At 34.8% G+C, this 12253-nt stretch carries 15 protein-coding genes; 11 read left to right on the forward strand and 4 right to left on the reverse strand.

Annotated elements, in window-relative coordinates:
• The first annotated feature begins 3 nt into the window (after nt 1–3).
• The 5 genes from DWB61_RS11095 (at nt 4) to DWB61_RS11115 (ending at nt 3579) form a co-directional block, all read left to right on the forward strand.
• Complete coding sequence (locus DWB61_RS11095; protein WP_125030975.1) at nt 4–537, forward strand: 4Fe-4S dicluster domain-containing protein; 534 nt, start codon at nt 4–6, stop codon at nt 535–537.
• 98 nt (nt 538–635) lie between these two features.
• A complete protein-coding gene (gene nrfD, locus DWB61_RS11100) occupies nt 636–1577 on the forward strand; it encodes an NrfD/PsrC family molybdoenzyme membrane anchor subunit (RefSeq protein WP_125030976.1) in 942 nt (313 codons plus the stop codon).
• 65 nt (nt 1578–1642) lie between these two features.
• On the forward strand, nt 1643–2164 hold the full coding sequence (locus DWB61_RS11105) for a YeeE/YedE thiosulfate transporter family protein (protein ID WP_125030977.1): 522 nt from the start codon (nt 1643–1645) through the stop codon (nt 2162–2164).
• A gap of 134 nt (nt 2165–2298) precedes the next feature.
• On the forward strand, nt 2299–2889 hold the full coding sequence (locus tag DWB61_RS11110) for a YeeE/YedE thiosulfate transporter family protein (protein ID WP_125030978.1): 591 nt from the start codon (nt 2299–2301) through the stop codon (nt 2887–2889).
• 69 nt (nt 2890–2958) lie between these two features.
• Complete coding sequence (locus DWB61_RS11115; RefSeq protein WP_125030979.1) at nt 2959–3579, forward strand: rhodanese-like domain-containing protein; 621 nt, start codon at nt 2959–2961, stop codon at nt 3577–3579.
• Between the two features lie 78 nt (nt 3580–3657).
• Here the strand turns inward: DWB61_RS11115 and DWB61_RS11120 are convergent, their stop codons facing one another.
• Nucleotides 3658–4032 carry a hypothetical protein gene (locus DWB61_RS11120; RefSeq protein WP_125030980.1) on the reverse strand — a complete coding sequence of 125 codons (375 nt, stop codon included), beginning with the start codon at nt 4030–4032 and terminating at the stop codon, nt 3658–3660.
• A 247-nt stretch (nt 4033–4279) separates the two neighbouring features.
• On the opposite strand from DWB61_RS11120, the gene DWB61_RS11125 reads away from it, so the two are divergent.
• From DWB61_RS11125 to rplS, 5 genes are all read left to right on the forward strand, one after another.
• Entirely contained in the window at nt 4280–5512 is a 1233-nt protein-coding gene (locus DWB61_RS11125) for a sensor histidine kinase (protein WP_125030981.1), read from the forward strand.
• 4 nt (nt 5513–5516) lie between these two features.
• Entirely contained in the window at nt 5517–6218 is a 702-nt protein-coding gene (locus DWB61_RS11130; RefSeq protein WP_125030982.1) for a response regulator transcription factor, read from the forward strand.
• Between the two features lie 155 nt (nt 6219–6373).
• A complete protein-coding gene (locus DWB61_RS11135) occupies nt 6374–7036 on the forward strand; it encodes a YggS family pyridoxal phosphate-dependent enzyme (RefSeq protein WP_125030983.1) in 663 nt (220 codons plus the stop codon).
• 137 nt (nt 7037–7173) lie between these two features.
• A complete protein-coding gene (locus DWB61_RS11140) occupies nt 7174–8178 on the forward strand; it encodes a dihydroorotate dehydrogenase-like protein (RefSeq protein WP_125030984.1) in 1005 nt (334 codons plus the stop codon).
• Nucleotides 8179–8376: 198 nt separating this feature from the next.
• Nucleotides 8377–8724, forward strand: coding sequence for a 50S ribosomal protein L19 (gene rplS / locus DWB61_RS11145; RefSeq protein WP_125030985.1), 348 nt, complete (start codon nt 8377–8379; stop codon nt 8722–8724).
• Nucleotides 8725–8788: 64 nt separating this feature from the next.
• Here rplS and DWB61_RS11150 read toward each other — a convergent pair whose 3' ends face one another.
• The 3 genes from DWB61_RS11150 to DWB61_RS11160 form a co-directional block, all read right to left on the reverse strand.
• Nucleotides 8789–9643 (reverse strand): patatin-like phospholipase family protein, encoded by an 855-nt coding sequence (locus DWB61_RS11150; RefSeq protein ID WP_125030986.1) that lies wholly within the window; start codon nt 9641–9643, stop codon nt 8789–8791.
• Nucleotides 9644–9660: 17 nt separating this feature from the next.
• Entirely contained in the window at nt 9661–10392 is a 732-nt protein-coding gene (locus DWB61_RS11155) for a lysophospholipid acyltransferase family protein (RefSeq protein ID WP_125030987.1), read from the reverse strand.
• A 214-nt stretch (nt 10393–10606) separates the two neighbouring features.
• Nucleotides 10607–11311 carry an SIMPL domain-containing protein gene (locus DWB61_RS11160; protein ID WP_125030988.1) on the reverse strand — a complete coding sequence of 235 codons (705 nt, stop codon included), beginning with the start codon at nt 11309–11311 and terminating at the stop codon, nt 10607–10609.
• A gap of 339 nt (nt 11312–11650) precedes the next feature.
• On the opposite strand from DWB61_RS11160, the gene DWB61_RS11165 reads away from it, so the two are divergent.
• On the forward strand, nt 11651–12241 hold the full coding sequence (locus tag DWB61_RS11165; protein WP_125030989.1) for a hypothetical protein: 591 nt from the start codon (nt 11651–11653) through the stop codon (nt 12239–12241).
• Nucleotides 12242–12253 lie beyond the last annotated feature (12 nt).

Genomic DNA, 12253 nt, shown 5'->3' on the forward strand with positions numbered 1-12253 from the left:
ACTATGAGATATGCAATGGCTATCGATACCAAAAAGTGTGTAGGCTGCAGCGACTGTGTGGTGGCTTGTCAAACAGAAAATGATGTTCCTATTGGTTACTGCCGCGATTGGGTCGTAGAAGTAATGGATGGAACCTATCCACAGCTTGAACTGGAAATTCGTTCAGAGCGATGCAACCACTGTGAGAATTCTCCATGTGTACGTTGTTGCCCTACAGGTGCCAGTCATTATAATGAAGGTGGTATCGTTTTGGTTGAAAAAAATAAGTGTATAGGTTGTAGTGCTTGTATCACATCTTGTCCTTACGATGCGCGTTTTGTTCATCCTGAAGGCTATGTCGATAAGTGTACGTTTTGCTTACACCGTGTTAAGAAAGGCATGCAACCTTCTTGTGTTGCGGTTTGTCCAACTAAGTGTATGTATTTTGGCGATTTGGATGATCCAAGATCTGACGTTTCAATGGTTCTTAAGAAAAGGAAATGGAAGACTTTAATTCCAGAAGCTGGAACAAAACCACACCTATATTTTTTAATCTAATTATAGATAATGAGATAATAGACTTGAGATATGAGTGAATTTTAATCTTATATTTTTTTCAAATCTAGAAACTCAAATCTTAAATCTAATTTTAAGTTATGCGTGAAGAAATAATTGTTAGTGGAAGAAACAATCCGCTTATCGATCCTCAGCTTCATATTTGGCACTGGGAAATTCCCCTGTACCTATTTTTAGGAGGATTGGCAGCTGGTGTTTTGTTTTTTGCTGCTTTATATACCATCAGAAATAGAGAGAATGATTACCGTACTGCTGTGAAAATTGCTCCTTTTGTGGCTCCTATTGCATTGGTTATTGGTTTAATTGCTTTGTTTTTAGATTTGCATCACAAGCTCTATTTTTGGAGACTTTATACGACTATTAGATTGGATTCACCCATGTCGTGGGGTGCTTGGACCTTAATGTTGGTTACGCCACTATCTATGTTGTGGTGTGCCCTGCATATCAAAGAACTATTTCCTAAATGGGATTGGAAATTTGATATCATTAAAGATGTTCTGGCTTTTTTCGAAAAGAATAAAAAAGTATTGGCCTGGATCATGCTGGTTTCATCTGCAGTCTTGGGTATCTATACAGGGATTTTATTCTCGGCATTTAATGCTCGTCCGCTTTGGAATACATCGATTTTAGGACCTTTGTTTCTGGCATCTGGTTTATCTGCTGGTTCAGCAATTACTATTTGGTTGTCGAAAGATCATGCTGAGAAAAAGCGATTTGCACAACTTGATTTAATGATCATTGGCGTTGAATTATTTTTAATTATTCACATGTTCATGGGATTTTTGGCTAGCACGCAAGTTCAGATCGAAGCAGCTAACTTATTTTTAGGGGGTGCTTATACGGCTCCTTTCTGGATCTTCGTTGTTATCATGGGGATGATTGTTCCCGCGATATTGGAAATCCTTGAATTGAGAAAATTTAAAATACCTGTAGTTATTCCTGTAGTCCTGGTTCTATTTGGTAGTTTAATGTTACGTTTCATTATTGCTTATGCAGGTCAAGCTAGTCGCTGGCTTTATTAAAAATAACAAATCAAGAATTTATAATCGTTTCTCAGCGTAGGTTGAGATGGTAAAATATAAATCATATGAACGAAGTAAAGAAAACTAAATATTGGAATCCATACATCGGAGGTGTCATGTTGGGTTTGGTACTATTATCTGCCAATTTTATTTCTGGTAGAGGATTAGGAGCTAGTGGCGCTTTAAAATCTGTTATCGTAAGTACTGTGAATACAGTTGCTCCAGATCATGCTGAGAATGCCGCATTTTATAAGAATTATAACGAAACTCACGAAAATCCAATGAAATCATGGTTGGTTTTTCAGGTCTTTGGTGTTTTAGTTGGTGGATTCTTATCAGGAACATTTGCTAAAAGATTAAAATTTAAGGTTGAGCATTCGCCTAAAATTTCGTCTAAGCGAAGATTGGTTTTTGCTCTGATAGGTGGTGCTTTTTTTGGGTTTGGTTCCCAGTTAGGACGAGGTTGTACCTCTGGCTCTGCTTTGAGTGGAATGGCCGTTTTATCTCTCGGCGGATTTATAACAATGGCATGTATTTTCGGAACGGCATTCGGCTTGGCCTATTTCTTCCGTAAAAACTGGATCTAGTTTTATGGTTATATTGTTATAGGGCTAAATGGATATAGTGAAAATCATATTTGGAATAGCTGATATACTCTAGCAATTATACAATCTAACAATCCAATAATTAAACAATATTCACAACTCATAAATAGTATACTATGGGACCATTAGTAGTAAATGAAATAATTTCTCCGGATACCAATTTGTTCTTAGCCTTCTTAATAGGTATTGGTTTCGGATTTGTATTAGAATCAAGTGGCTTTTCGTCTAGCAGAAAATTGGCTGGTATGTTTTATGGCTACGACACAACAGTATTGAAAGTCTTTTTTACGGCTGCAATCACCGCATTATTAGGTATGTTATTCTTTAGCCTATTTGGGTGGGTAGATTTAAGCCTTATTTATATTAATCCAACTTTCCTTCATTCTGCAATTGTAGGTGGTGTTATCATGGGTGCTGGTTTTATTATGGGTGGTTTTTGCCCAGGTACAGCATTCTGTGCCATCTCAATAGGTAAGCTTGATGCTTTGGCCTTTATCGGTGGTTTATTCTTAGGAATCGTTGCTTTTACCGAAGGCTATCCATTGTTCGAAGAGCTTTATAAAGCTGAATTTATGGGAACGCCTACAATTAATGAATTCTTAGGTTTATCTCGTGGCTTATTTTCTTTTGGTTTAATTGCTGCTGCTTTTGGTATGTTTTGGGTAGGCGATTGGGCTGAAAAGAAATTCCCTAGAGAAGAGTATTAAAATCAATTAGGAATTACGAATTGATGCTAAAATCATAATTCGTAATTTAAAATTTGTAATTCTACAATCATGAATATAAGATTAAAATTAGCAGCTATTTTTCTTCCTCTGGGATTGATTATTGCAGCTGTTCCCGAAAATACAACAAAGGTTTATAAGTTAACCGCAGCGCAGTTACTTGTAGAAGTTCAAGAAGGTGCTCAGTTTATGAGTACTGATGAAATAGCTGATATGGTGGTTCAAAAAGATCCATCATTTCAACTGATTGATGTGAGAGCACAGGATGAATTCGAAAAATTCCATTTACCCAATGCCATTAATATTCCTTTAACTGATATTTTAGCGGAAGATTGGGCTGATGTTTTAGATCAGGATGTAAAGATGAATGTTTTCTATTCTAATGGGAATCTAAAAGCTAACGAGGCTTGGATGATTACCCGTCAGTTGGGATTCGCAAATAATTACGTCATGCAAGGTGGGTTGAATCATTGGGCAGAAACGATTATGGATCCTAAGTCTCCAGCTTCAACAAGCCCTGACGATGAAATTGCTAAATACGATTTTCGTAAGGGCGCGAGTATGGCTCTTGGTGGTGGCGCAGTAAGTACGACTAAATCGAATAGTGATAGTTCACCTAAGCCAGAAATTAAAAAGAAGAAGAAAAAGAAACGAGCTGCAGGAGGATGTTAATTCCTTTTAAGTTTTTTTTTAGATAAAAAAAAGTGCTTATCATTCGATAAGCACTTTTTTGTTTAAGTCAGTTGTGACTTATTTTTTAGTCTCTTTTTTACAAGGCTTTGCACAGTCTGCAGGACAAGCTTTTGCTTCTTTCTTGCAACAATCTTTTGTGCAATCAGCTTTACATTCTTTTTTTGCAGTTTTTGAACAACAAGCTTTTTTGTCAGCTTTTGTACAAGCTGCTTTATCGGCCTTTGAACAACAAGCTTTTTTGTCAGCTTTTGTACAAGCTTTCTTTTCAGCTTTTTTACAACAAGCTTTCTTTTCGGTTTTCTTGGTGTCTTTTTTCTGATCTTGCTCCTGAGTTAAAGTAATACCATTGTCAGTAGTAATAATATTGTTAGCTGCTACACTTACTAAACTCATTGAGAAAACAAACAGAAGTCCGAATACTAATCTTTTCATAACTATTAAATTAAACGTTTAAAAAATATGTTTCTAATCAAAAATTGTATGCTAAAGGTAATAAAAAGATGATCGTGTCTTCTGTTAATGAATTGTTAATGGCTGAAATTTTCCATAAATAAAGCTTATTTTTGAACAGTAATTAAGTTGACTAGAAGTGCTTTATACGACTTGTTAAATCAGCGTTTTGTTATTTTTTTCTTTATCAACTTCCAAACTTCTTTAAATTATACCTTCATTATAATATATGACACAATATAAATCTCAAATATTTATTGGTGTATCTATTCTGGTTTTAATCATTCTTTTAATGATTCAAGTTCAGTGGATTAATCAAGCCCGTAAACTAAACGAAGAACAATTCAGACATTTGGTCGGTCTGGCTTTGCATGAATCTGTAAGTGAATTTATGGAAGATCAGCAGTCTTGTTATGAGATGAGTGAATGTATGAAAAAACTCAAATCTAAAACGGATAGTGCTAGGTTGAAATCTGAGATTAAGCGTTTGAATTTAATTATTGAGAATAAATTTAAACAGCATCAGATTAACTCAAATTATACCATTGAAGTTCTCTCAAAAGCAGATAAGCAACCCCGTAGCAGATGTTTTTATTATAGTATGCAGAAAGCCTTAAGCGATGATAAGGCCATGTTGAACGTTTATTTCGATAAGCGTGAAAAAAATATACTAGATAGTATGGGCACCATGTTTATTGCATCCTTGGTGGCTATTATTATTTTGTTTTCCCTTTTCGGAATTACTGTTTTATCTCTGCTTAGAGATAAAAAGATATTGGGCAGAACGACTGATTTGATCAATAATATTGCACATGAATTTAAAACACCCATGGCAAGCATAGGTCTGGCCTGTGGTATGCTTAAAAGAGATAGAGTTCTTTCAAGTCCTGATAATGTTATACACTATTCTGATATTATTCATACTGAGAATAACAGATTACGTCAACAAGTTGAGCAGTTATTAAAATTGGCCTGTATTGAACGAGGTGAATTGAAATTAAATGTTGATGAGCTTTCTATACATTCATTACTGTCTGAATGTGCCTCTTGTCTAGATATTCATCTTAAAGAGAGAAATGGAACTATTGAGTTTGATCTTAAGGCTACTCGTGATTATGTGAAAGTTGATCAAGATCTTTTACAGAATGTTTTCAAAAATTTGATTGATAATGCGCTTAAATATTCTCCAGAAAGTCCTAAAATTAAAATAAGCACCGAAACGAAGAATAATGAACTCTGCATTTCAATTAGTGATCAAGGTATTGGAATGACAAGAGAAGAGCAAAAACTTGTTTTCGATCGTTATTATAGGGCTCATACGGGTGATATTCACAACGTAAAAGGCTTTGGTATTGGTTTATCTTATTGTAAGATGATTATAGATGCCCACAAAGGCAGCATTAAAGTTTGGAGTAAAAAGAATATTGGTAGTACATTTACAGTAGTATTACCTTTAAGCTAAAACTATGAGTACTGGAAAACCCCCAAAAATTCTTCTTGTGGAAGATGACCCAAGTTTGGGTATGTTAATGAAAGACTTCCTTGGAATGGAAGGTTTCGATGTAACGCTTGCAAAAGATGGTGTTGAAGGACTTTCTTCTTATACATCTGGGCATTTTGATCTCTGTATTTTGGATGTCATGATGCCATTGATGGATGGTTTTACTTTGGCTAAAAAGATCAGAAAGAAAAACGAAGAGATACCGATTATTTTTTTGACAGCTAAATCTCTCAAAGAAGATAAATTGAACGGGTTTGATTTAGGAGGTGATGATTATATTACTAAACCCTTCGATGAGGATGAGTTAGTCAGACGAATTAATGCCATTCTAAAACGCTCCTTTAAACTTATAGATGAAACCGATTGTAAATGTAAGATCGGGATGTTTGATTTTGATCATTCAAATCTTGAACTGTTATTGAATGGAGAGCTTACTCGTATTACGAAAAAAGAGGCCGACGTGTTAATATTACTGTGTAATAGCCGGAATTCGCTGGTTAAAAGAGAAGATATTCTTGTAAAAGTCTGGGGTGAAAATGATTACTTTATGGGACGCAGTTTGGATGTGTTTATTACCAAATTAAGAAAGCATTTAAAGCCAGATCCAGCAATTAAAATTGAGAATGTACATGGTGTTGGTTTTATTCTGACTGACGGAAAGAAGTAGGGGGGCATAAATCCTTCCATCATCTAGACATTGATTCTATTCTTATAAATAAATTCTATCCAGCCATGGATAAATGAAATTCTAATAATTCTTAACTAAGTTTCGATATCCTTTCTAAAATTGTAATTTTGGGAAGGATTTTTAAAATATAACTGATGAGTATTTCACAAAATATAGATAAGATATTAAAAAGCATACCCGAAAACGTAAAGCTAATTGCTGTTTCTAAAACCAAACCTCAAGAAGATATTATTGAGGCATACGAGGGTGGGTATAAGATCTTTGGGGAGAATAAACCTCAGGAATTAAAACAGAAGTACGAAGCTCTTCCAAAGGATATTGAATGGCATTTTATTGGTCACCTTCAGACGAATAAAGTCAAATATATTGCGGGATTTGTTCAGCTTATTCACGCAGTGGACAGTATGAAGCTTTTGCAAGAAATAAACAAACAGGCATTAAAACACAATCGTGTTATCAATTGTTTATTGCAATTTCATATCGCACAGGAAGAAAGTAAATTTGGTTATGATTTAGCTGAAGCGAAGGGCATGTTGAATTCTGAAGAGTTTGAGAATTTGGAAGGAATCAATATTATTGGTGTTATGGGGATGGCAACCTTCACGGATGATCAGGATCAGGTGCGAGCTGAGTTTAAGCAGCTTAAAACAAGCTACGAAGCTTTAAAGTCAGAATTTTTTAATGATAAAGATGACTTCTCTGAGATTTCGATGGGCATGTCAGGCGATTATCAATTGGCAATTGAAGAGGGTAGTACCATGGTTCGAGTAGGTAGTTCTATTTTTGGTTCCCGATAGTTTTTTATAAAGTAACTGGCGATTAATAGTTAAAGCAAATAAGCCGATTGAATTATTAATAAGTTACTTTAAATGTTAATTGATTCCTCTAATTAATTATATTTGTTTGAATCAAAATAAAATCAAAGAATACTAGCATGATAAATCTTGAAACCACCTATATGGGATTGATATTAAAAAATCCCATTGTAGTTAGCAGTTCTGGTTTAACCAACTCTGTTCGTAAAATTAAAATATTAGAAGAAAAAGGTGCTGGCGCTGTTGTTTTGAAGTCTCTATTCGAGGAACAAATTACCAATGAAGCGTCTCATTTAATTTCGTCTGACCCTAAGAATTCGGCATATCCTGAAGCTGAGGATTACATTGTAAATTATGTGAAAGGCAATTCGATTTCGAACTATCTTGAGCTAATCCGTGAGGCTAAAAAGGCTGTTTCTATTCCTGTAATTGCTAGTATAAATTGTGTCTCATCTAAAGATTGGACATCCTTTGCAAAAGAAATTGAGAAAGCTGGAGCTGATGCTATCGAGTTGAATGTTTTTATTGTACCTAATGATAAGAACAAATCTTCAGAAGCATACGAAAAACTTTATTATGATGTGTTTGCGGCTGTGAAAAAACAAGTGGATATTCCTATTGCAATGAAATTAGGAAGCTATTTTACTAATATGATGGCAGTTGCTAATCGTTTAAATGCAGATGGAGCAGATGCTTTAGTTTTGTTTAACCGTTTTTATGAGCCAGATATCGATATCGATAGGATGGAAATGACTTCAGCAGATGTATTGAGTTCTCCAGCTGATATCCGTAAATCATTGCGATTTGTTGGAATGATTAGCGATAAAATTAGAGGTATCGACATTTCTGCATCTACAGGTATTCATGATGGCGAGGCAGCAATTAAGCAGTTGTTGGCTGGTGCAAAAACAGTTCAACTTTGTTCAACAATCTACGAAAATGGGTTCGATAGAGTTTCTGATATTTTAGCTGATATCACGAAATGGATGGAGAAGAAGAAATTTAAAACCGTTAATGAATTTAGAGGCAAATTAAGTTATGGTCAAGTTGAAGATTCAGCGATGTATGAAAGAGCTCAGTTTATGAAGTATTTTTCGGATAATAAAAAAGAGGTTCTGCAGTAGAACCTTCAATTCTATGATATTTTAGTCCGAATTTATATTCGGACTTTTTTTTGCTACCGGTTGTTAAGTTTGTGTTGATAATTTTCTTGTTGATTGAAAAATAATCCTTACATTTGCGGCGAATTCGTGCGTAATCTCTGGCATCAAGACAGTTATATGTTTACATTGCGTTCGTGAATCTAAAAAAAAATCAATACGATGGATTTAATTAAAGTTGCTGAGCAAGCATTTGCTACTGGCGTTGAGCTTCCAGCTTTCGGAGCTGGTGACACAATTAGTGTTTCTTACAAGATTAAAGAGGGTGCTAAAGAAAGAATTCAGCTTTTTAGAGGAGTTGTTATTCAAATCAAAGGTACTGGTACAACCAAAACTTTTACTATTCGTAAAATGTCTGGTAATGTTGGTGTAGAAAGAATTATCCCAATGTTTTCTCCATTTATCGACAAGATTGAAGTGAACAAAAGAGGTCGTGTACGTAGAGCTAGAATTTACTACTTACGTGCTCTTACTGGTAAGAAAGCTAGAATCAAAGAAAGAAGATTCTAATCAGCTTTTAAGAATATTGAAAAAAGCCTTCCCATTTGGAAGGCTTTTTTTATGCATGATATTTTTATTTTATTAAGCTGTTTTGTTTAAATTTTTCAATGGCAACTTTCCCCATTTCTTTTCCCGTTTTATAGTCATCAAGTAGGGTTTGATAATCTTGAGTAAACCGACTGGTCTTGAAATATTCTGGAGGGCAGATCTCGATTATCTCAACACCTTCAGGCGGATTGTGTATAAAATTGATAGATTGGTTGTAGACCTGATATCGATTTCTAATTGCTTTCACTAAACCTTTATGTTTTGAGAAAATAAAGTTTGCAATTTTAAACTCCAGTCCATTGTTCATTCTGTATGATTCTGGGCGCGATCGTAAAACCATGATACGTGTTGCTCCTTTTTCATAAGCTCTTTCAACCGGAATGGGCGCGGCAACACCACCATCAGAAACAACTTGTCCTTCAATTTCAAGGAAATTACGATAGAAAAGGGGAATGGTGCACGAGGCTTTTAGGTAATGGCTTAGGTTTTCGGCATTGGGATTAAGAAAGAAAGCTTCGCCATTGTCATTACGAGTGAAGCCAATTTCAAAATCGATATTTTTCTCAAAAAGAAGATCCGTATTTATGGGAAGGTTCTTTTCTGTCACATTCCAAAGCCAGTCCAGATCTATAAAGTGATTGCCTTTTATAAAATTAGTGAAGCTGATATAGCCAGGTTGAAGAGAATAGTTGGTGTAGACCTCAAAATTTCGTCCCATATGATCGGCAAGATAGGCTGCAGCATTTATCGACCCCGCAGAAACACCAATAACCATATCGAAGGGATTGAAACCCTCTTCAAGAAATTGATCCATAATACCCGCAGAAAATATGCCACGCATGGCACCGCCTTCGATCACTAATGCTATTTTTCCGGCCATATGTTTTTAATTTATAACTATTTCAACTCTTCACGAATTAAGTTTTCAATTTTAGTGCATAATTCTTCTGCGCTGTAACCTTTGGGTTCAATGGGATCCAGAATAGAATAGCTTCCTTTTTCTCCGAAAGAAAGAGGGAATCGGCCTTCTCTCTCAATTTTGTAATTCCCATCCACAACAAAAGGAACTATCAGTGAATTAGGTGCTTCTTCCAATAGGGTTGCAAGTCCTCCTGATTTAAATTGTTTTAGCTTGCCGGTTTTACTTCGGGTTCCTTCCGCGAAGATACAAGCACAATAGTTATTATCAGCAATTAATTTTCCAAGTTTGCGAATTTCAGCAAGGGCTTGATTTCTGTTTTTACGGTTGATTAAGGCTGCCCCCGAATGACGGAGATTATAGGAGATGCTGGGGAATCCTTTAGCTAATTCTATTTTAGAAATAAATTTAGGATGGTGTTTTCTAAACATCCAAACAATGGGAGGGATGTCGTAAGTCCCTTGGTGATTTGAAACCACAATAATTGGACGATCGGTAGGTAAATTAGCCTTATTTTTGAATTTAATTCTAAAACCAATAACCAATACCAATCGCATTAAAATATAGTTTAGAATGTCAACCGATACCTTATGAGCCTGATAGCCGAAAAGAGTTCGACAAATAACTTGAATAGGATGAAAGATAATTAAGGCAAGAATAAACAGGAAATAAAATAAAGGTGTTGTAATATATGATAGTATCTTTTTCATAGGGGATAATTAAATTTTCAATAGTTCATTAGAATCTCTCACAATATATATCAGCTTCACGTTTCATTAATAATAAGTATTACTATGAATGAATTTAATGATCTGTTGATTTTAAACAGCACAAAAATAAAAAACGATAGTTGATTTTCAACTATCGTTTTTAAATATACGACGATTACTTACTATTAAATGTGTTTTTCTTATCCTCAATAATTTATTTGAGTTCAAAACGAACCATAATTTTGTTTTCCAGTTCAATTTTCTGAAATTCGATTTGTGGAGCTGCATCTTCCATTGCTATGCTGGCCATACCTCTTATCATCATTCTTTTGTCTTGTGGACGTGCTTGATACGTATTGTATGAGCCTTCGTTAATGTAAATGGCTTTCCCTATTTCCTGGTTAAGTGCTGCTGTTAGAGCCTTGGCTTTGGCCTTAGCATCCTTAATCGCTTTCACCTTAACTTCAAGTTTGAATTCTTCAATCTTTGAATGATCAACCTTTTCGATTTGAATATTCGAAATGCCAATTTTTTCCAAAGAAGAAAATAAGCTCGAAAGCGTTTTTGTATCGTGAACAATCACCTGAAAATCTTTCGATTTCATGATGTCTTTTTTCTTTAGAAAATAAGTTTGAAAATTACTGGTAAAATCCTGAACAGAAAGCTGTTTTTCAAGATCAATACCAATTTGCTTTAAAGCCTTAAACATCTTATTTTCTAGTTGATCAACGCTTTCTTTGTTTTTTGTATCGCGTTCACTCAAGTTAATGTTTAGGTAGATTTCATCAGGAATGATTTCCATTTTGGCATTACCATTGACTTCAATATAATGCTGATCTATGAAATTCTTTGTTCCAGACTGTGCTGAAGAGAATTGTGTGATTAAAAGGGCAAATCCCAATAGAATAAATTGTTTCATACTGATATCTTTTAAAGTTTAATTTTAATTATGACTCTAATAATGCAGATTGGTTGCGTCGCGTTTATAAGTTTCTAATATTTTGTCTGTGATATGAGATCAATTCTAAACAATTACTGTGCCATTTCCTTTGGGGTATAATGTCTGCTTGGGCTTGCAGACCATCTTTTTTTTAAAATTCAATTTAAAATTCAGACTAGAGAATTACATTTTTATCCTTGCGAACACTGATAATATCCTGAGAGACATAAGTTACAACTAAAATTTACATAAGGAAGGAATAATTTTGTTAGGTTATCAATAATTATAGTTACTTTCATAACCCAAAACGATATAACTATGACACTATTTATTCTAAATGATTGGGCTTCGATGAGCTTGACTGCACAATTTTTCTGGGGAATTGCGATCCTCTTTTCAGTTTTATTTATTCTACAACTAATCTCCAGTTTTATTGGTGGTGATGTAGATGGTATGAGTGCCGAAGGCGATGCTGATGTTGCAGTGGAAGGGGATATGGGAATCGATTTCCAATTCTTTTCACTGAAGAACCTTGTGGCATTTTTCACCATTTTTGGATGGACGGGCATTATTTGTGTTGGTTCAAATCTTAGTCCACTTGTGTCGACATTGATAGCCACACTTGCCGGATTGATCATGATGTTAATTATGGCTTTCATCATGTATTTTATGGGAAAATTAACAGAAGATGGCAGTCTGAAATTGAAAAATGCCATTGGTAAATCAGGTATGGTTTATCTTCCAATTCCAGCAAAAAGAGCTGGCATGGGACAAGTTCAGGTCCAGGTTCAAGGACTTCAAACTTTGGATGCTTATACAGATTCAGATCAGGACATTCCTACTGGTGCCCTGGTTGAGGTAGTCGATGTTTTAAATGATCAAATATTAATCGTTAAACCTTGTGTCTAATTACTAAATTAT

This window comes from Ancylomarina euxina (assembly GCF_003863355.1).
Taxonomy (GTDB): domain Bacteria; phylum Bacteroidota; class Bacteroidia; order Bacteroidales; family Marinifilaceae; genus Ancylomarina; species Ancylomarina euxinus.

Bases quoted from the DNA above. Each gene is read 5' to 3' on its own strand.
- DWB61_RS11120 (WP_125030980.1), bottom strand. From the start codon at position 4,032: ATGAAAAGATTAGTATTCGGACTTCTGTTTGTTTTCTCAATGAGTTTA.
- rplS (WP_125030985.1), top strand. From the start codon at position 8,377: ATGGATTTAATTAAAGTTGCTGAGCAAGCATTTGCTACTGGCGTTGAG.
- DWB61_RS11110 (WP_125030978.1), top strand. From the start codon at position 2,299: ATGGGACCATTAGTAGTAAATGAAATAATTTCTCCGGATACCAATTTG.
- DWB61_RS11135 (WP_125030983.1), top strand. From the start codon at position 6,374: ATGAGTATTTCACAAAATATAGATAAGATATTAAAAAGCATACCCGAA.
- DWB61_RS11165 (WP_125030989.1), top strand. From the start codon at position 11,651: ATGACACTATTTATTCTAAATGATTGGGCTTCGATGAGCTTGACTGCA.
- DWB61_RS11115 (WP_125030979.1), top strand. From the start codon at position 2,959: ATGAATATAAGATTAAAATTAGCAGCTATTTTTCTTCCTCTGGGATTG.
- DWB61_RS11160 (WP_125030988.1), bottom strand. From the start codon at position 11,311: ATGAAACAATTTATTCTATTGGGATTTGCCCTTTTAATCACACAATTC.
- DWB61_RS11125 (WP_125030981.1), top strand. From the start codon at position 4,280: ATGACACAATATAAATCTCAAATATTTATTGGTGTATCTATTCTGGTT.
- DWB61_RS11140 (WP_125030984.1), top strand. From the start codon at position 7,174: ATGATAAATCTTGAAACCACCTATATGGGATTGATATTAAAAAATCCC.
- DWB61_RS11095 (WP_125030975.1), top strand. From the start codon at position 4: ATGAGATATGCAATGGCTATCGATACCAAAAAGTGTGTAGGCTGCAGC.
- DWB61_RS11130 (WP_125030982.1), top strand. From the start codon at position 5,517: ATGAGTACTGGAAAACCCCCAAAAATTCTTCTTGTGGAAGATGACCCA.
- DWB61_RS11105 (WP_125030977.1), top strand. From the start codon at position 1,643: ATGAACGAAGTAAAGAAAACTAAATATTGGAATCCATACATCGGAGGT.
- DWB61_RS11150 (WP_125030986.1), bottom strand. From the start codon at position 9,643: ATGGCCGGAAAAATAGCATTAGTGATCGAAGGCGGTGCCATGCGTGGC.
- nrfD (WP_125030976.1), top strand. From the start codon at position 636: ATGCGTGAAGAAATAATTGTTAGTGGAAGAAACAATCCGCTTATCGAT.
- DWB61_RS11155 (WP_125030987.1), bottom strand. From the start codon at position 10,392: ATGAAAAAGATACTATCATATATTACAACACCTTTATTTTATTTCCTG.